The sequence below is a fragment of the Clostridium massiliamazoniense genome (genome assembly GCF_001403635.1).
In the GTDB taxonomy this organism is placed as follows: Bacteria; Bacillota; Clostridia; order Clostridiales; family Clostridiaceae; genus Sarcina; species Sarcina massiliamazoniense.
The window spans coordinates 1,361,896-1,387,227 of record NZ_LN879468.1 but is presented as its reverse complement, the minus strand read 5'-3'; the positions used below and the strand labels follow the sequence as shown (position 1 = coordinate 1,387,227).

The 25,332-nt window shown below is 27.9% G+C and carries 20 protein-coding genes, 1 tRNA gene and 1 riboswitch; of the genes, 16 read left to right on the top strand and 5 right to left on the bottom strand.

The features are described 5' to 3' along the window. Positions 1–145: 145 nt before the first annotated feature. The 8 genes from recD2 to ARA19_RS13320 all read left to right on the top strand — a co-directional run bounded on the left by recD2 (position 146) and on the right by ARA19_RS13320 (position 12,576). Positions 146–2,377 carry an SF1B family DNA helicase RecD2 gene (gene recD2 / locus ARA19_RS13355; RefSeq protein ID WP_055071464.1) on the top strand — a complete coding sequence of 744 codons (2,232 nt, stop codon included), beginning with the start codon at positions 146–148 and terminating at the stop codon, positions 2,375–2,377. 71 nt (positions 2,378–2,448) lie between these two features. After that, positions 2,449–3,366, top strand: coding sequence for a hypothetical protein (locus ARA19_RS13350; RefSeq protein WP_055071463.1), 918 nt, complete (start codon positions 2,449–2,451; stop codon positions 3,364–3,366). Continuing rightward, positions 3,363–4,019: a ComF family protein gene (locus tag ARA19_RS13345; RefSeq protein ID WP_197276599.1), complete on the top strand. Its 657-nt coding sequence runs from the start codon at positions 3,363–3,365 to the stop codon at positions 4,017–4,019. Before ARA19_RS13350 ends, ARA19_RS13345 begins: the two co-directional genes overlap by 4 nt. 450 nt (positions 4,020–4,469) lie before the next feature. Next, entirely contained in the window at positions 4,470–5,009 is a 540-nt protein-coding gene (gene hpf / locus ARA19_RS13340) for a ribosome hibernation-promoting factor, HPF/YfiA family (protein ID WP_055071461.1), read from the top strand. Between the two features lie 589 nt (positions 5,010–5,598). Beyond that, positions 5,599–8,121 (top strand): preprotein translocase subunit SecA, encoded by a 2,523-nt coding sequence (gene secA, locus ARA19_RS13335; RefSeq protein WP_055071460.1) that lies wholly within the window; start codon positions 5,599–5,601, stop codon positions 8,119–8,121. Positions 8,122–8,292: 171 nt separating this feature from the next. Beyond that, a protein-coding gene (gene prfB / locus ARA19_RS13330; protein WP_242862430.1) for a peptide chain release factor 2 occupies positions 8,293–9,400 on the top strand; the annotation gives its coding sequence in 2 pieces (ribosomal slippage) (positions 8,293–8,361 and positions 8,363–9,400; 1,107 coding nt in all). A gap of 96 nt (positions 9,401–9,496) precedes the next feature. Next, entirely contained in the window at positions 9,497–11,641 is a 2,145-nt protein-coding gene (locus ARA19_RS13325; RefSeq protein ID WP_055071459.1) for a Tex family protein, read from the top strand. Between the two features lie 55 nt (positions 11,642–11,696). Beyond that, a riboswitch (FMN riboswitch) is annotated at positions 11,697–11,813 on the top strand. Between the two features lie 205 nt (positions 11,814–12,018). Continuing rightward, positions 12,019–12,576 (top strand): ECF transporter S component, encoded by a 558-nt coding sequence (locus ARA19_RS13320; RefSeq protein ID WP_055071458.1) that lies wholly within the window; start codon positions 12,019–12,021, stop codon positions 12,574–12,576. A 99-nt stretch (positions 12,577–12,675) separates the two neighbouring features. On the opposite strand, the gene rimI is transcribed toward ARA19_RS13320, so the two are convergent. From rimI to tsaE, 3 genes are read right to left on the bottom strand one after another with little or no spacing between them, the layout of a single operon-like run. Continuing rightward, positions 12,676–13,125, bottom strand: coding sequence for a ribosomal protein S18-alanine N-acetyltransferase (gene rimI / locus ARA19_RS13315; protein ID WP_055071457.1), 450 nt, complete (start codon positions 13,123–13,125; stop codon positions 12,676–12,678). Between the two features lie 2 nt (positions 13,126–13,127). Beyond that, positions 13,128–13,829: a tRNA (adenosine(37)-N6)-threonylcarbamoyltransferase complex dimerization subunit type 1 TsaB gene (gene tsaB, locus ARA19_RS13310; RefSeq protein ID WP_055071456.1), complete on the bottom strand. Its 702-nt coding sequence runs from the start codon at positions 13,827–13,829 to the stop codon at positions 13,128–13,130. After that, the gene (gene tsaE / locus ARA19_RS13305) at positions 13,826–14,287 is read right to left on the bottom strand and encodes a tRNA (adenosine(37)-N6)-threonylcarbamoyltransferase complex ATPase subunit type 1 TsaE (RefSeq protein ID WP_055071455.1); all 462 of its coding nucleotides are present in this window, start codon (positions 14,285–14,287) and stop codon (positions 13,826–13,828) included. The genes tsaB and tsaE overlap by 4 nt, the downstream gene beginning before the upstream one ends. Before the next feature lie 156 nt (positions 14,288–14,443). On the opposite strand from tsaE, the gene ARA19_RS13300 reads away from it, so the two are divergent. After that, positions 14,444–14,518, top strand: a tRNA-Trp gene (locus ARA19_RS13300). Positions 14,519–14,969: 451 nt separating this feature from the next. Here ARA19_RS13300 and ARA19_RS13295 read toward each other — a convergent pair. Beyond that, positions 14,970–16,358, bottom strand: a complete 1,389-nt coding sequence (locus ARA19_RS13295) for a PTS sugar transporter subunit IIC (RefSeq protein WP_055071454.1) — start codon at positions 16,356–16,358, stop codon at positions 14,970–14,972. Positions 16,359–16,433: 75 nt separating this feature from the next. Beyond that, positions 16,434–16,733, bottom strand: a complete 300-nt coding sequence (locus tag ARA19_RS13290; RefSeq protein WP_055071453.1) for a PTS sugar transporter subunit IIB — start codon at positions 16,731–16,733, stop codon at positions 16,434–16,436. 217 nt (positions 16,734–16,950) lie between these two features. Here ARA19_RS13290 and ARA19_RS13285 point away from each other — a divergent pair, with 217 nt between their 5' ends. The 7 genes from ARA19_RS13285 to ARA19_RS13255 all read left to right on the top strand — a co-directional run bounded on the left by ARA19_RS13285 (position 16,951) and on the right by ARA19_RS13255 (position 25,300). After that, complete coding sequence (locus ARA19_RS13285) at positions 16,951–17,133, top strand: alpha/beta-type small acid-soluble spore protein (protein ID WP_055071452.1); 183 nt, start codon at positions 16,951–16,953, stop codon at positions 17,131–17,133. A 199-nt stretch (positions 17,134–17,332) separates the two neighbouring features. After that, positions 17,333–18,283 (top strand): metal ABC transporter substrate-binding protein, encoded by a 951-nt coding sequence (locus ARA19_RS13280; protein ID WP_055071451.1) that lies wholly within the window; start codon positions 17,333–17,335, stop codon positions 18,281–18,283. 116 nt (positions 18,284–18,399) lie between these two features. Continuing rightward, positions 18,400–20,190, top strand: a complete 1,791-nt coding sequence (locus tag ARA19_RS13275) for a MutS family DNA mismatch repair protein (protein WP_055071450.1) — start codon at positions 18,400–18,402, stop codon at positions 20,188–20,190. Positions 20,191–20,466: 276 nt separating this feature from the next. After that, positions 20,467–22,203 carry a DUF262 domain-containing protein gene (locus tag ARA19_RS13270; RefSeq protein ID WP_055071449.1) on the top strand — a complete coding sequence of 579 codons (1,737 nt, stop codon included), beginning with the start codon at positions 20,467–20,469 and terminating at the stop codon, positions 22,201–22,203. Between the two features lie 225 nt (positions 22,204–22,428). Then, positions 22,429–23,868 (top strand): LexA family protein, encoded by a 1,440-nt coding sequence (locus tag ARA19_RS13265; RefSeq protein ID WP_055071448.1) that lies wholly within the window; start codon positions 22,429–22,431, stop codon positions 23,866–23,868. Positions 23,869–23,930: 62 nt separating this feature from the next. Beyond that, the gene (locus ARA19_RS13260) at positions 23,931–24,839 is read left to right on the top strand and encodes a 3'-5' exonuclease (RefSeq protein WP_055071447.1); all 909 of its coding nucleotides are present in this window, start codon (positions 23,931–23,933) and stop codon (positions 24,837–24,839) included. Between the two features lie 44 nt (positions 24,840–24,883). Continuing rightward, complete coding sequence (locus ARA19_RS13255; protein WP_055071446.1) at positions 24,884–25,300, top strand: CBS domain-containing protein; 417 nt, start codon at positions 24,884–24,886, stop codon at positions 25,298–25,300. The last annotated feature ends 32 nt before the right edge of the window (positions 25,301–25,332 follow it).

The following is a 25,332-nucleotide window of genomic DNA, read 5'->3' as shown; positions in this document are numbered from 1 at the left end:
GGAAAATTAAGGTTTTGAAAAAGGTATACAAAGTAAGTTATAGGCTTAAAATATGATATAATTGAGTATAATATAGAAAAAGTATAAAAGAGCTTTAATTTGATTTTTTATTGAATTTTAGCTTAATTAATCTAGGAGTAATATAATGGAAGAATTAAGTGGAATAGTAGAAAGTATTGTTTTTAAAAGCGATGATACTGGATATACAGTAATGAAATTTAGAGAAAATAATAATGTGTATACAGCTGTTGGAACAGTTCCACAGGTCAAAGAGGGACAAAATTTAAAGTTATCTGGTGAGTGGATTGTACACAAGCAGTTTGGAAAACAATTTAAAATAGAGTCACTTGAGGAAATATTACCTACATCCATTGAGGGAATAAAAAAATATCTTTCATCGGGGATAATACACGGAATAGGTCCTGTCACAGCTAAAAAAATAGTTGAAAAATTTGGAGAGAAAACTTTAGAAATACTTGATAATGAGATAGATAGATTAAAAGAAGTAGAGGGGATTGGAAAAAAGAAATTAGAAATAATAATAGAATCTTATAGAGAACAAAGTGAATTAAAAAATATATCTATATATTTTCAAGAACATGGAATAACCATGAATCAGTGTTTAAAAATATATAAAAAATATGGAGCAGCATCAGTAGATGTGGTCAAAGAAAATCCTTATATTTTATCAGAAGAAATAATAGGAATAGGATTTAAAACAGCTGATAGAATAGCTAAATCTATGGGAGTAGAAAAGGAATCAGATTTTAGAATTCAAAGTGGAATAAAGTATATAATCAATGATTATTGTGCTAATGGAAACACCTATATGTTAAAGAAGGATTTAATAAAAGTTGCATCTGAAAATTTAGAAGTAAAAAATGAGATTATAGAAAAAAATATAAATGATGCAGTATTGGATAATAAGATAAAATTGGAAGTTGTAGATGGTGAAGAAGCTGTGTTTACTATTCCTTATTATTATAATGAATTAGGAATAACCAATAGAATACTTACCTTAGCTATAAGTAATTTTCAAAATATAAATGCAGATGTAGAAAATTTAATAGAGCATTTTGAAAGGGATAATAAAATAAAGTTTGCTCCATCACAAAAAGAAGCTATATTAGGTGCATTTCAAAATGGAATAGAAATTATTACAGGAGGTCCTGGTACAGGAAAAACAACCATAATAAAAGCTATAATTGAGATTTTTGAAAGTTGTCATATGAAAGTTGTCTTAGCTGCGCCTACAGGAAGAGCTGCTAAGAGAATGGGAGAATCAACAGGACGAGAAGCTAAAACAATACATAGATTATTAGATATGGGTGTAAGTGAAGAAGGGGAAGAAATTCAATTTGAGACAAAGGAACAAAAAAATGTTGAAGGTGATGTAGTAATAATTGATGAAGCGTCTATGATAGATGTGGCATTGATGAATAATCTATTAAAGGCAATAAAGGTAGGAACAAGGCTTATAATAGTGGGAGATATAGATCAATTACCATCAGTAGGTGCTGGAAATGTCTTAAAAGATTTAATTGAAAGTGAGTTTACTAAGGTTGTTAGATTAGATGAGATTTTTAGACAAGGAAAAGAAAGTCTAATAGTAGTAAATGCACATAGAATAAATAGAGGTGAAATGCCAAAATTAAATGAGAAAGGCAAAGATTTTTATTTTTTAAAAGAAGAAAATCAAGATAAAATATTAGAATTGATTGTAGACTTAATAAATAGAAGGCTACCTAATTTCAATGGTAAATGGGATAAGTATAAGGATATTCAAATATTGGCACCTATGAAAAAGGGAACTTTAGGTGTAATAAACTTAAATCAAAAATTACAAGAAGTATTAAATCCTAAAAAGCCATATAAGGATGAAAAAGAATTTAGAGATTCTGTTTTTAGAGTTGGCGATAAAGTAATGCAAATTAAAAATAATTACACTTTAAAATGGAATAGAGTTCAAGGTCTTGGTGACCTAGAAGGAGAAGGTGTATTTAATGGAGATATGGGATTTATTGAAAGTATAAATAATGAAGAAAGAACTCTAAATGTTATTTTCGATGATGAGAGAAGGGTGAAGTATGACTTTAGTCTTTTAGATGAATTAGAATTAGCTTATGCCATAACTATTCATAAAAGCCAAGGAAGTGAGTTTCCAGTTATAATAATGCCGGTTTATATGGGGTCACCTTTTCTTATGAATAGAAATCTTCTTTATACAGGAATAACTAGAGCTAAATCAATGGTTGTAGTCGCTGGAATGGAAAGAGCACTTAAGTATATGGTTGAAAATACTAAAAGTATGAACAGATATTCTTCATTAAAGTGGAGAATAAAAGAAATTATAAGTAATGATGCTATTGAGGAATAACTTTAAGTAAGAGTTAAAATATTTAACTTATTTAAGAGCCACTAGCTATCAGATAAAGTAGGGTGATTATTTTGGGATTAGATAAAATGTATTTTTCTTTAAAGGATGAAGGTGCTAAGGAAAAAATATTAGAGTATTATGAAAGTAAAAAAGAAGGTATTATCAATACGATTATGGAACCTTATAAGTCAGTGATAATAGTAAAGGATTTATTAAGTAAGGAAAAAGAAAATAAAATATTATGTTTAACTAATAGCATAGGATTAAAAACTTTTGAAAAAAGTAATATCCATATAAAAAACTTAGATAGATGGAATGAAAAAAATGATATTTACAATACTATTATTATAGATGACTTAAGTGCTTATAGTAATTATAATAAGCTAGATCTCATAGAAATGGTAGATTATTTATATAAAAAAGCAAAAAGGATAATTATTTTTTCAATTGAAGAAATTCTAAAAAATTGTGACTTCTTATATATAACAACTCAAGGAAGAGAAAGTCATTTTGTAGAGCCTAGAATTATAATAAGTAAGTTAAATTTAAAAAAGAAAATTCCAAATATAATAACAGAGTATTTTGAGTATTTTAGCAAGTTGGGACATAACACTATAATTTATGTAGGAAAAAATGAACGTGACATGTTTTATGATAATTTAAATAAATATCTTTATATATTTGATGATATAAAAGTATATAAAGATGTTAATAATTATGAGGTAATAAAGTTAATTTTATCTAGTGGAAATAAAATTATAATAATAGAAGATGTAGATAAGATTATAGACAAATTAGATAATTCAAATTTCATAATATATAGTGCTAGTAGAGAATTTTTTACATATAAAAAAATAGTTTTTATATGTGGAAGGTTAACTCTATTAGAACAAGAAAGTGAAATGATAATAGTAAGTAAGCAAGATAGTAAAGAGATTGACGAAGCTAAAAATATTTCAAGATGTTTCAACAAAATTGTTTGGGAGTGAGATATATAATAAAATATTTAATTAATTGTCTATTAGAAATTATATATCCTAGTTGTACTAACTGTTTAAATTGTGGAGTAGAAGAGAGTGAGTACTTTCTTTGTGATCAATGTAAAACACAATTGAAGTATGTGGGAGAACCTTTTCTTTTAGATAATAATAAATGTTATTCTATAGTGTATTACAATCATATGATAAAAAAGCTTGTTTCGGAATTTAAATATAAAAAGAATTTTAATGTTGGTGAGTTTTTTTCTCATTTATTATATAGAAAAGTAGTAGATGAAAAAATAGACTTTGATTATATAACCTATATTCCTATGAATAAAAGTGCTTTAAAAAAAAGAGAGTTTAATCAATGTGAGTATTTAGCTAAAAAGCTTTCTGAGAAAACAGGAAAAGAAGTTATTCAAATATTAGGTAAAAGAGAAGGAGTAAAGGAACAAAAAACATTATGTAAAAGTGAGAGGTTAGAAAATATAAAGGATGCTTTTTATATAGAGATAAATGATTTATATTTAGAAAATAAAAGAATTTTATTGTTAGATGATGTAGTAACAAGTGGTGCAACTTTGCTTAGTTCAACAAAAATTTTAAAAAAATATTATAATATTGATGTTTTTTTGTTGACTGTAGTGAAAAGTAGTATATAATAATATATGTGCTAGGTCTGTGGTTGAAAGTCGATGCCAGTCGCAGGCAAAACGATCCACGTAAGTTAAACAAAGTTTTAATGAGCATGGTGCGGCTTAGAAGTAAGTCCTGCCAGTAAACTGAGAGGGTTAGTAGTGAGAGGATAATACCGGGTAGCAAAAGCTCCAGCAGGCGAGTGTGGGGTCAAAGACCAGGTCAGCTAGTACAAAAAAAGTTGTTAGTTTAGGCTAACAACTTTTTTTATGAAAAAATACCCAAGAAAGTAAAAAAGTCAAGTTTAGAATCATATAATAAAATAGAGGAAAAGAAAGCTAACAAGTAAAGGATTACAAATTTTCAGAAAATTTATTCTCTTTTTAGTTTGTTTATTTCTCCTAGAAGTAGTAAAATTAAATCATAGAAAATATTTAAAAAATTTTTTTAAATGTTTTATGAAAGGGGCTGGGCATATGAAAATAAAAATACATGCAAGAAATATAACATTAACAGATGCTTTAAAAGATACAGTAGAAAAGAAGATATCAAAGTTAGAAAAATATTTTAATGAGAATGTCGAAGCCAAAGTAACGCTAAAAGTAGAGAAGAACAGACAAATAGTCGAGGTTATAATACCATTTAGTGGGATCTTTTTAAGAGGTGAAGAGTCAACTGAAAATATGTATAAATCATTAGATTTAGTTGAAGAAAAACTTGAAGGTCAAATTAGAAAACATAAAACTAAATTAAAAAAACTTGAATATGATTCTCTAAAATTTGCTCAAATAGATAGTGAAGTAGCTATAGATGAGGAAGATAGAGTAGAAGATAGAAAAATAGTTAAAACTAAAAAATTTGATGTTAAACCAATGTTACCAGATGAAGCGGTACTTCAAATGGAATTAATAGGTCATAATTTCTTTGTATTTAGAGATGGAGATACAAATGAAATAAGTGTAGTTTATAAGAGAAAAGATGGACATTATGGTTTAATAGAAGCTGAAGATGAATAAAATTTGTATATAATAAGCCTAGACTTTTATTTGCTAGGACTTTAAATAAATATATATTTCAATATTAAGTATAAAGAAGAGGATGTATCAAATTCAGATACATCCTCTCTTCCTTTTATCTAGCTATATAGGTAGATGAAAAAATACATTTATCTGATAGCTAGAGGCTGTAATACTCCTATCTATAAGTAGGAGTATTACAGCCTCATGCTTCTAGATAACTGCGACTAAGCATTCAGCTGGAGTCAAAACTCCATCTGAATTAAGTCTACGTTTATAAAAGTAATATAAATTAAGGTGCTGATTTGATACAGATCCTTTTCTTTTAATAAAGTAATTAAGATTTTGTTATTTTTATTTTACATAAAATAATTTAATAAAATTAAAAAATAATATGTTAAAAAATACAGAAATAAGTATATTAATCATAAATAAATGTTAAAATAAAAACTGGGTAATTTTGAAAGAAATTTTAATAAAAAATATTAAAAGCTTAAAAAACTGTGAACTAATCAACTTTATTGAAAATTTACAGGAATAAGTGATATAATAATCATTAAATAAACTAAGAGAATTGAGGAGAATAAATATGGGATTTTTTGATAAGATTTTTGGTAGTTATAGTGAAAGACAAGTAAAAAATATAATTCCTTTAATTGATAAAATAGATAAATTAGGACCTTCAATGGAAGCATTGTCAGAAGAAGAACTAAAGGGAAAGACTCAAGAATTTAAAGATAGATTAGCAAATGGAGAAACTTTAGATGATATTTTAGTTGAAGCTTTTGCTGTAGTAAGGGAAGGGGCTAGAAGAATTTTAGGAATGAAACACTATAGAGAGCAACTTATAGGGGGAATTGTTTTACACCAAGGTAGAATCTCAGAGATGAAAACAGGGGAAGGTAAAACTTTAGTTGCAACATTACCAGCTTATTTAAATGCATTATCAGGAAAAGGAGTTCACGTAATAACTGTAAATGACTATCTTGCACAAAGAGATAAAGAGTGGATGGGGCAGTTATATGAATATCTTGGCTTAACTACAGGAGTTATTGTTCACGGATTAACAAACGACCAAAGAAGAGATGCTTATGGAGCTGATATAACTTACGGAACAAATAATGAATTTGGGTTCGATTATTTAAGAGATAATATGGTTATATATAAAGAAGAGAGAGTTCAAAGAAAATTAAATTACTGTATAGTGGATGAGGTTGACTCAATTCTTATAGATGAAGCAAGAACTCCTCTTATAATATCAGGAGCTGGAGATAAGTCAACAGACTTCTATAAAATAGCAGATTTCTTTGTTAAGAGATTAAAAGAAGAAGAACATTTTACTGTTGATGAAAAAGGTCATGCTGTAATGTTAACAGATGAAGGTATGCATGAAGCTGAAAAAACATTCAATGTTGAGAACTATGCAGATGCTGAAAACATGGAACTTCAACATTATGTAACTCAAGGATTAAAAGCCAATTACTTAATGAAGAAAGATAAAGACTACATGGTTAAAAATAATGAAATAATCATAGTAGATGAATTTACAGGAAGACTTATGGAAGGTAGAAGATATTCAGATGGTCTTCACCAAGCAATAGAAGCTAAAGAAAATGTTGAAGTAAGAAGAGAATCAAAGACTTTAGCAACCATAACATTCCAAAACTACTTTAGAATGTATGAAAAGTTATCAGGAATGACTGGTACAGCTCAAACAGAGGAAGCTGAATTTAGAGAAATTTATGGTTTAGACGTTGTTATTATACCAACTCATAGACCAATAGCAAGAAAAGACCAAAAAGATTTAGTATATAAAACTCAAAGAGGAAAATATAATGCCATTGTTGAAGAAATAATGGAAACACATAAAACAGGTCAACCAATTCTTGTTGGTACAACTAGTATTGAAAAGTCAGAGTTAATATCTGATTTATTAAAGAAAAAGAGAGTGCCACATAAAGTACTTAATGCTAAATACCATGAACAAGAAGCTGAAATAGTTTCTAAAGCGGGTCAACTAGGTAATATTACTATAGCGACTAATATGGCAGGAAGAGGTACTGACATAAAGCTTGGAGAAGGAGCTTTAGAAGTTGGTGGATTAAAAATAATAGGTACTGAAAGACATGAATCAAGAAGAATAGATAACCAGTTAAGAGGACGTTCAGGACGTCAAGGAGATGTTGGGGAATCAAGATTCTATATATCTCTTGAAGATGATTTAATGAGACTTTTCGGTTCAGATAAGGTTATGGCTATAGCTGATAAAATAGGTCTTGATGAAGATGAAGCTATAGAAAATGCTATGGTAACTAAAACTATAGAAAATGCTCAAAAGAAAGTTGAAGGTAATAACTTTGACATAAGAAAAAGCTTGTTAGGTTATGATGATGTTATAAACCAACAAAGAGAAATAATATACAAACAAAGAACAGAAGTTTTAGAGGGGGAAAACCTAAAAGATTATATAATAACTATGATAAAGGATATAATTGAAACTGCTGTTAATGTTCACTTAGATTCAGAGGATGAGAATTATAAAGAAGCAATAGGAACTTTATTAAATTACCTTGAAGATATTTATTTACCTAAGGATGAGTTTGATGTTGAAGAGTTATTTAAACTTGAACCAGAGGAAATAGAAGAGAAATTAATAGAAGTTGCTATGAAACTTTATGAAGAAAAAGAGGCATCTATTGGCTCAGAACAAATGAGAGAAATAGAAAGAGTTATTATGCTTAAGTGTGTTGATAGTAAGTGGATGGATCATATAGATAATATGGATCACTTAAAACAAGGAATAGGACTTAGAGCATACAAACAACAAGACCCTGTTCAAGCATACCAAATGGAAGGTAGTAATATGTTTGAAGAAATGATAGAAAGCATTAAGTTAGATACTGTTAAATACTTATATCATGTTAGAGTTCAAGTTGAAGCTCCAAAGAGAGAAAAGGTTGCTGAAGAAGCTGAAGCAATACATGGAGAAAAGGAAGTTAAGAATAAGAAACAACCAATTAAACATGGACCAAAAATAAAAAGAAATGATCCATGCCCATGTGGAAGCGGAAAGAAATTTAAAAACTGTTGTGGAAGCGAAGCAGCAAATTAATTAAAGTAAATTATATTTAGAATTACAATAATAAAAGGGGGTTATATGAAATTACTAGTCTTCTAGGAATTTTTAATATAATCCTTTTTTGTATTAGATTCTCAGATGATGATATACTGTATATAGCTTATGAAAAATTAAGGCCATAAAATATAATAAAGAGGTGATTAAATGATTTTAGAATTAGAAAATAGTTTTAATAAACTTGCTATACTTAAATCTACATTAGAGAAAGTGAGTGAGTCACTTTGACTTGGCTAGGCTAGAGAAGGAAGATAAAGAGTTAGAGTGCAAAATGCAAGAAAAAGATTTTTGGAGTGACACAAATAAAGCTCAAGAAATAACTCAGCTTAGTAAAAGAATTAAGGAAAAAATCAATAACCATAAAGTCCTAGTTAGAAGAATTGAAGATATAGAAGTATTAAAGGACATGATGGAAGAAGATGATATGGAAACAGCTAATGAAATAATATCTGAAATTAATGATATAGATAAGATAATAAATACACTTAGAATAGAAACTCTTTTATCAGGAGAATACGATAAAAATAATGCCATAGTCACTCTTCATACAGGGGTTGGAGGTACTGATGCCAATGACTGGACTTCTATGCTTCTTAGAATGTATACAAGATGGTGTGAAAAAAAGGGCTATGAAGTGGAAACTTTAGATTATATAGCTGGAGATGAAGCAGGAGTGAAAAGTGTTACTCTTTCTGTAAAGGGAGAGTTTGCTTATGGCTATTTAAAAGCAGAAAAGGGTATTCATAGAATAGTAAGAATATCACCTTTCAATGCTAATGGAAAGAGACAAACATCTTTTTCATCAGTGGAGGTACTGCCAGAGTTAACTAAGGAACAAGATATAGAAATAAATCCAGTTGATTTAAGAATAGATACTTATAGAGCTAGTGGAGCTGGTGGACAACATATAAATAAGACTGAATCAGCAGTTAGAATAACACATATTCCAACAGGAATAGTTGTTCAATGCCAAAATGAAAGAAGCCAGTTTGCTAATAAAGATACAGCAATGAGAATGCTTAAGGCTAAGTTAATTGAACTTAAAGAAAGAGCTCATAAAGAAAAAATAGAAGATTTAACTGGAGAATTAAAGGATATGGGATGGGGAAGCCAAATAAGAAGCTACGTATTTAACCCTTATTCATTAGTTAAGGACCATAGAACAAACAAGGAAATAGCTAATGTTAATTTAGTAATGGATGGAGAAATAGATGATTTTATTATTGCTTATTTAGGAAGCAGTAGTAATCAATAATTATAGTCAAAATATTAGTTGAAATAAACCTAATTTCATTAGATTTATTTCAACTAAATTTACTTAGTATACTAGGTGATATAGGAGTTGAAGGTAATGGAAAATATAAATGAGGTTTTAAGTAAGGAACTTAATATATCTTTAAAGCAAGTAGAAAGCGTTATTGAAATGCTTGATGAAGGAAATACAGTTCCTTTCATAGCTAGATATAGAAAAGAAAGAACAGGAAATCTTACTGATGAAGTTTTAAGAAATTTCTTTGAAAGGTTAACTTATTTAAGAAACTTACAAAGTAGAAAAGAAGATGTTATAAGATTAATTGATGAACAAGGAAAATTAACAGAAGAACTTAAAAGCAAAATAGAAAAAGCTAATAGTTTAACAGAAGTTGAAGACCTTTATAGACCTTATAAAGCTAAAAAAAGAACTAGAGCAACCATAGCTGTAGAAAGAGGATTAAAGCCGTTAGGTGAATTAATATTAGCCGGGGATTTTAAAGGGAATATAGAAGAAAAAGCTAAAGAATTCATAAATGAAGAAAAAGAAGTTAAAAGTGCTGAAGATGCATTAAATGGAGCTATGGATGTTATTAGTGAAATAATATCAGATAGTGCTGAATACAGAAAATTCATTAGAGAATTGGTGTTAAGAGAAGGAAGTATTGAAACTAAAGGAGGAAGTGAAGAACCAACTCCTTATGAAATGTATTATGAATACAGTGAAGCAGTTAAAAATATTCCAGCTCATAGAATTCTTGCTATAAACAGAGGAGAAAAAGAAAAGATATTATCAGTTAAAATAACATCTAATGAAGATAAAATAATAAATTACCTTAATAGTAAAATTCTTAAGGGGAATAGTGAAACAGACAAATATTTAGAACTTAGTATTAAAGATTCTTTAAAGAGATTAATATATCCATCTATAGAGAGAGAAATAAGAAGTGAACTTACTGAAAAAGGTGAGATAGGAGCAATAGCTATCTTTAAAGCAAATTTAAAAGCCCTTTTAATGCAATCACCAATAAAGGGTAAAGCTGTTATGGGCTTTGACCCAGGATTTAGAACAGGATGTAAAGTTGCTGTTTTAGATGAAACAGGGAAGTTTTTAGATAAGGCTACAGTATATCCAACAGTTCCTAAAAATGATAGAGAAGGGACTAAAAAAGTCTTAAAGGAATTAATACATAAATATGATGTAGGAATAATTTCTTTAGGAAATGGAACTGCTTCTAGAGAGTCAGAAGAGGTTATAGCAGAAATGCTATCAGAAATAAAAGCTGAAAGTGGTAAAGAACTATATTATGTAATAGTATCAGAGGCAGGTGCTTCAGTTTATTCTGCTTCAGAATTGGCTAATAAGGAATATCCAGATTTAGATGTAACTATAAGAGGTGCAATCTCAATAGGAAGAAGGTTACAAGACCCTCTTGCAGAACTTGTTAAAATAGACCCTAAAGCTATAGGGGTAGGGCAATATCAACATGATGTAACAGCTAAAAAATTAGATGAGTCATTAACTGGTGTAGTTGAAGATTGTGTTAATAATGTTGGTGTAGATTTAAATATGGCAACACCATCTTTATTATCTTATATATCAGGTATAAATAGTAGCATAGCAAAAAATATAGTTGAATATAGAGAAGAAAATGGAAAGTTTGTATCTAGAAAAGAACTATTAAAGGTTAAAAGACTTGGACAAAAAGCTTATGAACAGTGTGCAGGATTCTTAAGAGTAAGCGAAGGAAAAGAATATTTAGATAATACAGCTGTTCATCCAGAGTCCTATGAAGTAGCTAAAAAATTAATAGAGATTTTAGGATATGGAAAAGAAAAAGATTTCTCAGATATAGAACAAAGAGTTGCAGAGAAAGGTCTAAAAACATTAGTGGAAGAACTTTCAGTGGGAGAATTAACTTTAAAGGATATAATAAAGGAAATTAAAAAGCCAGGAAGAGACCCTAGAGAAGAACTTCCAAAGCCAATATTTAAATCAGGAGTAATAGATATGAAAGATTTAAAACCTGGTATGAAGCTTATGGGAACAGTAAGAAATGTATCTGATTTTGGAGCCTTTGTTGATATTGGTGTTCACCAAGATGGATTAGTTCATAAAAGTCAAATGGCAAATAAATTTGTAAAACATCCATTAGATATAGTTAAAGTTGGAGATGTTATAGAAGTAACAATTTTAGAAGTAGATTTAAAAAGAAAAAGAATAGCCTTAACAATGAAAAATTAAATGAAATTATTGTAAAAACTTATTAATATGGTATAATATTAATGAAAATAACAAATCATATCTTCAGGGCGGGGTGTAAGTCCCCACCGGCGGTAAAGCCCGCGAACTAGAAATAGTGGATTCGGTGAGATTCCGAAGCCGACAGTTAAAGTCTGGATGAAAGAAGAGTAACAATGAGTAGTTTAATTAATGAGTTAACTATGCCCTGGTATATACATGCCAGGGTTTTTCTTAGTGATGAAAATATAGGTAAAGTGCAATAATAAGATAGACTAAATAAAAAATTAAATTTAATAAAAAATAAAAAGTTAGATTTTAACTCATAATTATGACTAACTTATTGTCTCCCTAGAAGACCATTTGGGAGGAGAGTAAAAATGAATAGGAATAAAAAATTAAACATTTCTATTAAAATTGGAATTTTAAGTGCTATAGGGGTAATCTTAATGCTTTTTCAAATACCTGTAGTACCAGCATTTCCGTGGCTGCAAATAGATCTTAGTGATATTCCAGCATTAATAGGAGGGTTTGCTTTTGGACCATTAGCAGGAGTAATTATAGAAGCTTTAAAAAATATTCTTCATATATTAGTTTCTGGGTCATCAACAGGTGGAATAGGAGAGATTGCTAATTTTTTAATAGGTGCATCTTTTGTATGGCCAGCAAGTTATATTTATAATAGAGAAAAAACAAAAAAAAATGCCATAATAGGAATGATAGTAGGGACAATATCTATAATAATAATGGGTATATTAGCTAATATATATATATTATTACCATTATTCCATATAAGTTTTAAAGGTAAGGCTTTATTAACTTATATTTTAGTAGGAATCATTCCAATGAATTTATTAAAATCTGTGTTAATTAGTGTAATAACATTAATTTTATATAATAAGTTAGCAGTAGCTATATTTAAGGGTGTTAAACGATAAAGAACAAGTAGTTACAAATAGTGAATCTATATAGCTAGATAAAAGGAAGAGAGGATGTATCAAATTATAAATACATCCTCTCTTCCTTTTATTTTTAAATTAATTTAAATTTACTCTCATTAAAAGAGCAGTTTCTCCATTATTAGAGTAGTAATTTTTTCTTTCACCTTCTATGAAGAAACCTTTATTCATATAAAGTTTTTTTGCAATTTCATTAGATTGACGAACTTCTAGAGAAATTGAACTTACATTTAAGTCTTTGCAATAGTTAATTACATGATTTAAAAGAGTAGTTCCAACTCCAGCATTTCTATAATTAGGATCTGTAACTATAGTATTTATCTGTGCTTCATCTACAATTATCCACATACCTATAAATCCTATAACTTTATCTTCATATAAAGCTACAAAACTGTGGGAGATATGTTTAACAAGTTCTCCTTTTAATGAAAACACATCCCATTGTTCAGCTTTTGGGAAAGCTAGAGCACTTAAATCAGAAACTTCTTTTATATGTTCATAGTCTAAAGGTACTATTGAAATATCCATAGTTAAATCCCCGTTCTAGCTTCATATTCTCTTTCAGCTTGAGATTTTCTAAGGTAAACTGGAGCTATTTTATTTAAGTCTTGAGTTACATTAGAGTTAAATAATTGAAGAGCTAATTCACCTAGTGATGAAGCTTTAGGATAATTAGAATTAAGTGGAGCAAAGCTAAGGTTACTTAAGTTTTCAAGTAAGTAATCCTTATGCTTAACAACTCCATCACCTAAAAATATTACAGGTTCATTTTTTTCCTTAAGAACAGAAACTAATTCTTCAATTGATAGGCAATTAGCTTCTGATATTGCTTCTAATTTACCATTATTATTTTTATAAAGATTAGTATATACATTACCTCTTAAGGCATCCATTATAGGACAAATGATGCCATTAAAATTAATTACATTGTAAGCTAAAGTGTCTAAAGTAGATATAGCTAAACATGGTTTATTAGAACCAAAGGCTAAACCTTTTATAGTAGCCATTCCTATTCTAAGACCTGTAAATGATCCAGGGCCTTCTGAAATAGCAAAACCATCAATATCATCTAAGGTTAAATTATATCTAGTTAAAAGAGAATCTATTAAATCCATTAATATAACAGAATGTTCTTTTTTATCGTTTAAGTTTATTTCACCTAAAATTTTATCTTCCTTAACTAAGGCGCAAGTAGCTGTGCTAGAGGAAGAATCAACACTTAAAATTATCATAATTTTATCTCCTTTATATAATCGTAAGAAGGTCCGAAAGCTTCTATAGTTATTTTTCTGAAATTTTCACCTTTTTCAGGAATCTTTTTTATATTTATATATAAATATTCATTAGGGATTATTTCTTCTATGTAGTTTGCCCATTCAATTAGGCTTACTCCATTGCCAAATATATATTCATCGAATCCAATTGCGTAAATTTCGTCAGGGTCATTAACTCTATAAACATCAAAGTGATATAAATTTAATCTGCCACTATGATATTCATTTACTATGTTAAAAGTTGGGCTAGTAATATGTTCTGTAATTCCAAGTCCTTCAGCTATGCCCTTACTCATGTGAGTTTTTCCAGTTCCAAGATCACCTGTAAGGCAAATGATATCACCTGATTTAGCAAGGCTTCCAACTTGTTTTCCTATATTAAGAGTTTCTTCAATAGTACTAACTATAAATTCCATAATAAAACTCCTTTCATTTAATAGTTATTCTTTAAATATTTTATCCAAAAAAGTAAAAAAAGAAAAGTATTAAAGGGATTATAAAAAAATTTAAAAAAAATTAAAAAAAGTACTTGCATTATTTTTAATTAACATATATAATAATTCATGTAGCGAAGGGGTATGGCTCAACGGTAGAGTAGTGGTCTCCAAAACCATTGGTTGTGGGTTCGAATCCTACTGCCCCTGCCAAAAGAAGTTCTTAAGAGAACTTTTTTTTTTATGTAATAAAGTAAAAATATTTTTAGTTTATTAGACTTAGGTTTTAGTTTATAAATATATTTTTATAATTGTGGATATAGCAATATAATTAGCTAAAAAAGTAAAAAATAAGTAATATAAAATCAGTATCTTAATTTATATTACTTTTATAAATACATTTATTCATCTGCTGAGATAGTTGTATAGATACAAAATATTGTGACTATTGAACTAGTACTAAAAGTTTTTTATTTTTGAATAATAGTTGTATTAAGTGACTATCTAAATCTTTAATTTAGTTATAGGAACTTACTTAGGAAGCAAGGTGAGTCGAGCTTCTTTACGTAGGTGAGAGGTCACAAATGGTGAAGCTATATAGCTAGATAAAAGGAGATGTATCGAATTACAGATACATCTCCTTTTATAAGTTTTTTTAATAAATTTATGCTTCGTCAGTCATTTTATTAGCAGCAATAACGAATGGAGCGTATATAACTATTGATAATAAGAATGTACCTAATGCAAGAACAGCAGCTTTCCAGTCACCGTTAGTAGCTAAGAAGGCACTTAGTACTGGAGGTGTTGTCCATGCTGTTTCAGCAGCAATCTTATCAGCAAACGGTATTATTGCGGTAAATATATAAGCTATAGTAACACAGATAGCTGGAGTAAATACAAATGGTATGAACATTAATGGGTTTAATACCATTGGTAAACCGAATATTACAGGCTCGTTGATTTGGAATAAACCAGGAGCAGTAGCAAGTTTAGCAAGCTCTTTGTATTCTTGTTTCTTAGAGAATAAATAAATAGCTATAACTAAACCTAAAGTAGCACCAGATCCACCATGCATAGCATAAACATCTAAGAAGTTTCTTGTTAATACATTAGGAACAGCAGCAGCTCCACCTTTGTTGAAGGCATCTATATTTTGATATAGTGGTGGTTTATACATTGTGTTCATAGCTGGATCTGTCATGTTTGAACCATGAATACCAAAGAACCATAATAATTGAGCTAATAAAACCATAAATATATAAGTAAATGGAGATTGTCCAAGTTTTATTAATGGATTTTGAATCATTTGCTCTATGAAGTCTTTAAATGGAGTTCCTATGAAATCAGTGAAAATTACGCTTATTATAGCAAAAACTATTACAGATAATCCAGCAGGAAGTATAGCGGAAAAGGCTTTTGATACAGCAGGAGGTACTTGGTCTGGCATTTTTATAACCCAACCAGCTTTAGTAACCTTTACAAAGATTTCAGTAGCAATAAGAGCTACAATAATACCAGTGAACATAGCTGTTGAACCTAAATCACTAAATGGAATTAATGCACCATCAGTTTTAATTTTTAACATTATAGCTTTTCCAGCAGCATCTACAGCTCCAGAAGCATCAGCACCTTCAGTTACTCTAGAGATTGCTAAAATAACAAAATATGAAGCAGTAGAAGATAAAGCAGCACCCATTCCATCAACTTCGTATGATTTAGCTAAATTATATGAAATACTAATAACTAAAAAGATTGTTATAATTGCTAGTGTACCAAAATTAATTCTTAATAATACAGGCTCAATATACTTACTTAAAGTAGGTTGTATTGATTCTTTATAGAAGGTAATTTTGTTTAATTGTTCCCCGATAAGAGACCAGTCTCTTATTAAAACGTTGTTAATTAAAGATGCCATTGCACCAATAAGGTTAACAGCAAGAGTAGCTATAAAACCATCTCTTAAGGCAGCTAAGTGCCTTTGACCACCAATAACTGTAGCGATAGGCATAACGTGCTTTTCAAGCCAGTCGCCAAGTTTGTTTACGAAATTCATGAACAATTCCCCCTTAAATAAAAATATAAAATAAATATAAGTTCATTTTTTGGTGCTTAATAATTTCTAATAAAATTATTTCATTAATTTTAAAGCTTGTGCTAAAACTGCAACACCATCAACTTTTCCGTAAGCTCTCATATCAATTACTTCAATAGGTTTGTTAGGGACAGCGCTTGAAACTTCTTTCATCATAAATCTTACTTGAGGTCCGAGTAGAAGGACATCAGCTTTAGCAGCTTCTGCTTTGTAAGTACCAGAACCAGTTGCAGATATATCTAGCTCTAATCCTTGTTCAGCAGCAGCTTTTTGCATTTTTGTAACCAATAAAGATGTTGACATTCCAGCAGAACAAATTAAAAGAATCTTTTTCATTTTAAAAACCTCCTTTGAATTTAATAATTTAAATAATTTTTAATCCTTTACAAATATATGTTTTCATAATTAAAATATTACAAAAAGGAGAGGGAAAAAATTTTTTACCTGTAATTACCTAGAATTAAACGATTACAAATGGACAATATAATAGTGTAAGAAATAGTTAAGCTATAACTTACAAAATAAAAAGCCAAAACCAAAGGAGGAATTCATTATGTCAAAAGCATTAGTTCCAGAAGCAAAAAACGGATTAGCTGCTTTCAAAGAAGAAGTAGCTAATGAACTAGGAGTACCATTTAGTGATTACAACGGTAATTTAACTTCAAGACAATGTGGTTCCGTTGGTGGTGAAATGGTAAAAAGAATGGTAGAAGAATATGAAAGTGGATTAAAATAATCTGCTAAATTGTTACCTTTTTACTGAGAAGAAAGATGAGACTTTATCTATTATTTAGATATTGACTCATCTTTTTTCTTTTTATAGGGATAAATTTATGAAAAAAGATAATAATTAAATTGTTAGTATCAATTGACATTGAATAGAAATATATTTATTATTAAATAGAAAATGCGAATCAGTTGCAAGGGGTGAAGGGATGAAAAAGAAAATATTTTTTGGGGCTATTGTTATAGCGACATTATTAGGAGTAATGGTAGGGTGTAATAAAACAGAAAAAGTAAGTAAGGAAAATGATAATAAAATAGAAGTGATGACAAGTATATACCCTATAGGAGAATTTGCAAAAGTTATAGGGGGAGATAAGGTAAATGTAAGAACTATGGTTCCTAGTGGAGCAGAACCACATGATTTCGAACCTAAGGCTAAGGATATTGTTAAATTAAATGAATCAGATTTATTTATTTACAATGGGCTACAAATGGAAAATTGGGTAGATAAAGTTATTAAAAGTGTAGAAAATAAGAATCTTGTTATTGTAAATAGTTCTAAAAATGCTAATGTTATAGCTAATACAGAAGATGAACATGAAGACGAGGAAGAAGGACATGGAGGAAATTTAGATCATAGCGGTCATAATCATGGTCAAGAAGATCCACATATATGGCTTGGGTTAGATGAGGCAACAAAGCAATGTGCATTAATAAGAGATGCTTTAATAAAAGTAGATCCTAACAACAAGGCTTATTATGAAGAAAATTATAATAAGTTTGCTACAGAGCTAAAAAATCTAAAAGAAGAATACAAAGAAAAATTTGCTTCTAAAGATAAAAAGGATTTTATAACAGGTCATGCAGCTTTCGCATATTTGTGTAGAGATTTTGGTTTAGAACAAAGAAGTTTAGAGGGAGTTTTTGGAGAAGGTGAAGTTACTCCAAAACATCTTAAAAATTTAGTTGAATATTGCAAAGCTAATAACATAAAGACTGTTTTTATGCCAGAAACAGCAAGTGAAAAGTTATCTCAAACTTTAGCAAATGAAGTTGGTGCAAAGGTAGTAAAAATATCAAGTTTAGAAACTAATAGTTCAGGAAAAGATTATTTAAATACTATGAAAGATAATTTAGAAGCAATCTATGAAAATATATAAAGTAAAATCTAACCAAAAAATATAAAAAGATGAGAATATTTAATTCTCATCTTTTCAATTAAAAGGTATAATTAGTATAAAAAGGTTATATTTGTTTTATGTAAGGGGAAAGAAAAATGATTAGTGAAGAAGTTCAATATAAGAATAGAATAAAGGAAAAAGAAGAAAATCTTAAGGAGCTCAATAAAAGGTATAATTTAATTAGTGCTATGAGGCTAATTTTAGGGATTTGTTTTATGGGAGCATTTTATTATGGATATAAGGAAAGTTTTAATAGTATTTTCTTTATTATAGAGTTAATAATTTTAATAGTATTTTTTATGTTAACTAAAGTTCATGAACAAATAATTTATAAAAAATTATTTGAAGAGCGTTCTATTAAACTTAATAAAGATGATATATGTAGGTTAAATGGTGAGTGGAGAAATTTTGATGATAAGGGAGAAGAATTTTTAGATTTAAATCATCCCTTTATAAATGATTTAAATATATTTGGAAATGCTTCCTTTTTTCAATGGATTAATATAACTGAAAGTTCTTATGGAAGAAAAAAATTAAAAGAGATTTTATGTAATAGTGGAAAAGCATCTAAAGAGAGTATTATTGAAAATCAAAAATCTTTAAAAGAGTTATCTAGCAATGTAGAACTTAGAGAAAATATGTACTCAGCTTTAATTAAAGATAGGAAAAAAAGTTTTAATGAAGAAGAGTTTATAAGCTTTTGTGAAGATGAAAATTATAGTTTTTTAGGGAATCCCCTAAATTTAATAAGAATAGTAGGTCCTATTTTAACAATAATAGCTTTTAGCTTTGTAATAATTGGAAGAATGAGTTTCTTGTACTTTTTAATATTGTTTATGGTTAATTTAGGTATATTAAAATTAGGGAGTAAAGATGTAAATAAGAATCTCGAATTATTTGAAAATATAAAAAGAAGCATGGGAGGCTATGTTAAAGCTTTAGAGTTAATAGAGAATTCTAATTTTAAAACTAGAAAGTTAAATAGTCTTAAAAATAATTTATTAGATAAAGAACCAGCTAGTGTATCAATGAAAAAATTATATAATATTACATCTTGGCTTTATGATAGGAGAAATATATTTTATATAGTTTTAAATGGGATGTTATATTGGGATTTTCAAATTTTATATAAAACAGAAAAATGGAGAAAATCAGAAGGGAAAAAAATTCGAGGATATTTTGAAAGCTTTGGAGAGTTTGAAGCTTTAGTAAGTTTATCAATTTTAGCTAGGGAAAGAGAAGGTTATATATTACCTACTATAGTAGATAATTTTGAAATAAAGGGAAAAGAAATAAGTCACCCTATGATTAAAGGAACAGCCATAGCTAATGATTTTAATTTAGATGGAGAAAAGAGAGTGGCACTTATAACTGGTTCCAATATGTCTGGGAAAAGTACTTTCTTAAGAACTATAGGATTTAATTCATTTTTAGCTTATTTAGGCTTACCTGTTAAAGCAAAAGAATTTTCATTACCAATAATGGATATATATAGTTGTATGAGAACTAGTGATAATTTAGATGAAAGTATTTCTTCTTTTTATGCAGAAATTCTTAGAGTAAAAATGGTAGTGGAAGCAGTGAAAAATAATAAAAAAGTTTTATTTTTATTAGATGAAATATTTAAGGGAACTAACTCCATTGATAGGCATGAAGGAGCTAGAGTTTTAATTAATCAGTTATTAAAAGGTCAAAGTATGGGCCTTGTTTCTACCCATGATTTAGAACTTTGTACTTTAGAAGATAGTAGAAAAGAAATAGTGAACTATAATTTTAGAGAATATTATAAAAATAATAAATTAGAATTTGATTATAAGTTAAGAGATGGGGTATCAACTACAAGAAATGCTAGATATTTAATGAAGATGGCTGGTATAGATATATAATGAAAGGATCTTAGTTGATTATAAAGACTTAGACAAAGAGAGTAAAATTTGATATAATTAAAAAAAGTTAACATAAGAAAATAAAAGCCTTATTAATGGGCTTTTTTTGTTGTAAATATAAGGACAAGTTATCCTGTTAAGATATTTTCAATAAAAGATATTTAAAAGAATTATTTTCAAATCTTATATTTACATATGTAGGTAGAGTTGGAAAAGTATAAACTAAAAATTAATTCAGATAAATTTGCTAATAGGTGTAGATTGGGAGGAAAAAAATTGTTTACTGAAAATATAAAAGCTAAAGAATATTATATAAAAGATCTTTTAAGCCCTAAGTTTGTTTTTGAAATACCAGATTATCAAAGAGCGTATTCATGGACTGAGGAAAATTTAAAGCAATTAGTAGATGATATAGAATTATCAATTACTTTAAATAAAGATAGAGAGTTTGAAAGCTACGAACCTTATTTCATAGGAAGTATAGTTTTATGCTCAAAAGAGTATAAAGATGATGGTTGGGGACGTTACGATGTTATAGATGGACAACAAAGACTTACATCAATAATAATGTTAATTGCTACTATTAGAGATATGATAGCAAATGAAGAGTATAAAAAAGTATTAGGTTCTTTAATATATCAAGAAGCAAATGAGCTTATGGGAATTAAAGAAAGTATAAGAGTTAAAGTAAGAGGAAAAGAAAGTGATTTCTTTAAAGAATATATTTTAACTGAAGGTGGAACTAATTTAATTTCAAATTTAGATGAAGAAGAATTAAGTGAAGCTAAGAAAAATATGATAACTGCTATTAAAGTATTTAAAGAAAGTTTCTCTGATGAAGAAGGAAATGTTTTAGATGAAAAATTAAATGCATTTATAAAATATCTTCTTCAAAAGGTAGTATTAGTAGTTATAACAACTAATACTTTTGAATCAGCATTTAGATTATTCAATGTAATAAATTCTAGAGGATTACCTTTAACAAATTCAGATTTACTTAAGAGTGAAAACTTAAGAGTTATTAACATAGAGAGAAGAAAAGATTTTACTGAAATATGGGAAAATGATGAAATAGATTTAGGTAAAGATGGAATTGAAAAACTTATAGGCTATATGAGAGCTATGATTTTAAAATCAAAAGCTGATGGTAACTTATATGATGAATTTGCTAAAAATATATTCTTAAATAAAGAAGGATATATAGGTGAAGATTTTATAAATCATATGCATAGCTTAAAAGAAGTATATAGTACTTATGTTATTGATGGAAATATAAATGTTGCCGATAAAAATAAAGCTGTATATTACAAAAATTTAGTAAACATAATGAAAGAATTACTTCCATATGACGAGTGGGTAGCAGCTTTAATAAGATTTATAGAGAAGTTTAATGATGAAGAAGCAACAGTAGAATTCTTAAAAATCTTAGAGAAGAGAGTTGTTATTGACTGGGTAAATGGTAATGCTTTTGCTGAAAGATTAGATAGAGTATATAAAATAATAGAAGCTATAGATGAAGTATCTTCTTTAGAAGAATTAAAGAACCATGATGTATTTGTTGGTGATTTAGATAGAACAATAAATTACTTTAAAAATGCATTAAATGATATAGATTTCTATAGTAAGGGTAGAATGACAGTTCCAAAGTATGTCTTCTTAAGAATGGAACTTGAATTAATAGAAGGAAAAGAACTAGAAATCAGTAATAAGTTAATGATAGAACATATATTACCAAGAAACTCAAAGGATTTATATTGGGTAAGCAACTTTAAAGCAGACCAAAGAAGAAATTGGGTAAATAAATTTGGAAATCTTGTTTTAATTACAGGTGCTAAGAATACAAGAGTTAATAATAAGCCTTTCTCAGAAAAAGTTGAGCAATACTTAAGTAAGAAAAGTGAATTTAAAATAAGTAAAGAAATATTCTCAAATAAGGAATGGAATATGGAAGTTTTAGAAGCTAGACAAAATGATTTAGTTTCAAGAGCTTTAGAATTATGGACTAAAATGTAGTTTTCATATTAAATGTAAATAAAGGTTCATTTTATTGACCATAAAAGAAAACTAATATAAAATTATATAAAGGGAACTCCAAAGATAACTAAGGTTTTTTAGATTTCTTTGGAGTTTTTCCAATATGAAAATTAATTATTTTTGAAATTTTCATTAATTATGATGTTAAGTATAACATTAAGAGTACAATAAGAGATATATTATTAAGAGAAAGGAGAATAAATAGTGGAATTTCAAGTTGGACAAGATAAATTTTTAAAAAATAAAAAAACAGGTGTGCAAATTTTAAAAGGTGCTGTAGGTACAGGGAAGACAACGGTTTCTATTTACAAAGCAGTTGATTTAGAAAGAAATTATTGCATTTATGATAAGGATAAGGTTTTACTAGTTCATAGTGGAGAAGAACATAGTAAAAAAGCAAAAAATATTTATTCAAAAGCCAAACTTGAAATGGAACATAGTTTTTATTCTTTATTTTCAATAAAAAACAAAGAACAGATAGAATTCTCAAAAATTAATCAATTAATAGATTCTTATGTAAAATCATATATAAGAGAAAATAAGTTAAAGTTAGTCTACTTGAAATTAGATAAAAAAATAGAAATATTACAGTCTGTATATGAAGAGTTTAGTAAAGATAATAAACTTACTAAATTTATAAAAAGTATAGATATAAGTTATTTATTAGAAGAAGTAGAGTGGATAAAATCTAATTATTTTACAAGAGATGAATATTTCGCTGTTAGTAGAATAGGAAGAGGAAAATCATTAAGAAAATATTCTGAAAGTAGGAATCAAATTTATAGTATAAGAGATAGATATTCTTATAAGATTCATAAATTAGGATATATGGACAAGTATGATGATGCTATTTTTGCTATAAATTATAGTAGAAAGTATGGAAAAAAGTACCCACATATAATAGTAGATGATTGTGAAAGGCTTAGTAGAGCTGAATTAATATTTATAAAAAACTTAAAAAGTGAAAAGTATGGATCTTTTATATTGATTATAAATAAAGGTGAGGAAATAGATAAAAATCATTGGAGTTATAGTGGAAAATCTATAAGTGCTATAGTAGGAGATACTAGAGGAAAAAATTTTGTGTTAAAAAATAAGTTTAATAAGAAAGTAGAAAAGAAATTATCATTCATAGAAAAATATGATTATGTTGATTTAAATAAAGGAAGAGTATTAAGCTTTGAAATAGATAATGGAAACACTTTAAAAGAAGTTATAGTTAATGAAGAGGAAAATAAAAGTATCATAGAAAATGATTTAATAGGTATTCCAGTATATAGTGATATTGCAGCTGGAAATCCAATACTAATTAATGATATAGAAGAGGGCACATTTAATATTCCTAGTTATTTTGTAGGAAAAAATAAAAATTTATTTATGCTACATGTAAAAGGGGATAGTATGATAGAAAAAAATATTAATAATGGGGATTTGGTTATAGTAAAGTCACAAAACTCCGCTTATCATAATGACATTGTAGCTGTTGATATAGAAGGAAGTGCAACTTTAAAGACATTGAATTTAAATTCAAAAGAACCATTACTAATGCCAGCAAATGCAAAATATGAGCCAATAAAATTAAAGGGAAAAGAGAGTAATATATTAGGTGTAGTATTAGGAATTTTAAAAAATAAAACTAATTAGTAAAAATGAAGTTTCTTAATATAATTCAATATGTTCTTTGCAACTAGTGAGGGGATTTTAAAATGGGATTTATAATAATAGATTTGGAATTTAATAACATGCAAAGTATTACTAAGTATTTTCCAAATATTTATCATGAATATAGTTACTTAAGACAGCTTTCAGTTCAAAACGAAATAATAGAAATTGGAGCTGTTAAGTTAGATAAATTTATGAAAAAGACAGGTGAATACAAAGCTTATATTAAGCCTAGTATATTTAATGTATTAAATCCAAAGATAACAGAAATAACAGGTATAAGGGAAGAACAGCTTATAGATGGAATTAGTTTTGAAGAAGCTATGGATGGATTAGAAGCTTTTGTAGAAGAGGATAATATTATATGCTCTTGGGCTACAGATGATATAGTAGAAATTATTTCTAATTCTAATTATCATGATTATAAAAGTATTCAGTGGATAAAAAAATATTTGGATATACAAGATTATTGCACAAAAATGTTAGGACATAAAAAAGCCTTAGGACTTAAAAGTGCATTAGAGGAGCTTAAAATAAAATTAGATAAGAAAAAGTTACATGACGCTTTAAATGATGCTAATTATGCAGCAGATGTATTTAAGAGATTATACAATGGAAAAGTAGTTAAAAACTACATTGTGGATGATGTTTATAATATGCCATCTATAAGGGTTAAAGATTTAAAAAATTATAATGCTGATGACATAAATGTTGATTTTAAATGTCCAAAGTGCGTTAATGATGTTAATGTTGAATATCCTTTAGCATTATTTAATTGGAGATTTTTATCAATGGGAAATTGTCCTAAATGTAATAATAAACTTTTGCAAGAAATAATAGTGAAAAAAACTCTTACAGGAGAAATTACTTATAAAAATATGGTTAGTTCATTAGACGATGTAGATTATATGAATTTTGCTTATAAATTTAAAAGAATAATGCAAAATAAATAGTTTAAAGCCTATTGAAATTTGGTTTAAGGATGGAATGATGAGAAATGAATATTGCGTTTTTTTTGACACCGAAAAATGAAGTGGTACATGAAGATATAAATGCTACAATGAGACAAGTTATTGAGAGAATGGAACATCATGGATATACTGCTATCCCGTTAATAGATGATGATGGAAGATATGTTGGAACTTTAACAGAAGGGGATTTACTTTGGAAGTTAAAGAATACTCCAGAATTAAATTTCAAAAATACTAATGAGGTTTCAATAAAGGATATAGAAAGAAGGGTTAATCATAAGTCGGTTACAATTGATCAAACAATGGAGAATCTGATTTCTTTAGCTATATCTCAAAACTTTGTTCCAGTGGTAGATGATAATGGAATATTTATTGGTATAATAAAAAGAAGTGATATAATAGAGTATTGCTATAAGGAATTGTGCCAAGAAAGTAAAGTTTAATAGAAAATAAGATAATATTTAAATAAGCTATA

Coding starts and splice junctions, on each gene's coding strand:
- ARA19_RS13275 (WP_055071450.1), top strand. CDS start 18,400: ATGATTAGTGAAGAAGTTCAATATAAGAATAGAATAAAGGAAAAAGAA.
- ARA19_RS13260 (WP_055071447.1), top strand. CDS start 23,931: ATGGGATTTATAATAATAGATTTGGAATTTAATAACATGCAAAGTATT.
- ARA19_RS13285 (WP_055071452.1), top strand. CDS start 16,951: ATGTCAAAAGCATTAGTTCCAGAAGCAAAAAACGGATTAGCTGCTTTC.
- secA (WP_055071460.1), top strand. CDS start 5,599: ATGGGATTTTTTGATAAGATTTTTGGTAGTTATAGTGAAAGACAAGTA.
- ARA19_RS13290 (WP_055071453.1), bottom strand. CDS start 16,733: ATGAAAAAGATTCTTTTAATTTGTTCTGCTGGAATGTCAACATCTTTA.
- recD2 (WP_055071464.1), top strand. CDS start 146: ATGGAAGAATTAAGTGGAATAGTAGAAAGTATTGTTTTTAAAAGCGAT.
- ARA19_RS13295 (WP_055071454.1), bottom strand. CDS start 16,358: ATGAATTTCGTAAACAAACTTGGCGACTGGCTTGAAAAGCACGTTATG.
- ARA19_RS13255 (WP_055071446.1), top strand. CDS start 24,884: ATGAATATTGCGTTTTTTTTGACACCGAAAAATGAAGTGGTACATGAA.
- tsaB (WP_055071456.1), bottom strand. CDS start 13,829: ATGATAATTTTAAGTGTTGATTCTTCCTCTAGCACAGCTACTTGCGCC.
- ARA19_RS13325 (WP_055071459.1), top strand. CDS start 9,497: ATGGAAAATATAAATGAGGTTTTAAGTAAGGAACTTAATATATCTTTA.
- rimI (WP_055071457.1), bottom strand. CDS start 13,125: ATGGATATTTCAATAGTACCTTTAGACTATGAACATATAAAAGAAGTT.
- tsaE (WP_055071455.1), bottom strand. CDS start 14,287: ATGGAATTTATAGTTAGTACTATTGAAGAAACTCTTAATATAGGAAAA.
- ARA19_RS13320 (WP_055071458.1), top strand. CDS start 12,019: ATGAATAGGAATAAAAAATTAAACATTTCTATTAAAATTGGAATTTTA.
- ARA19_RS13280 (WP_055071451.1), top strand. CDS start 17,333: ATGAAAAAGAAAATATTTTTTGGGGCTATTGTTATAGCGACATTATTA.
- hpf (WP_055071461.1), top strand. CDS start 4,470: ATGAAAATAAAAATACATGCAAGAAATATAACATTAACAGATGCTTTA.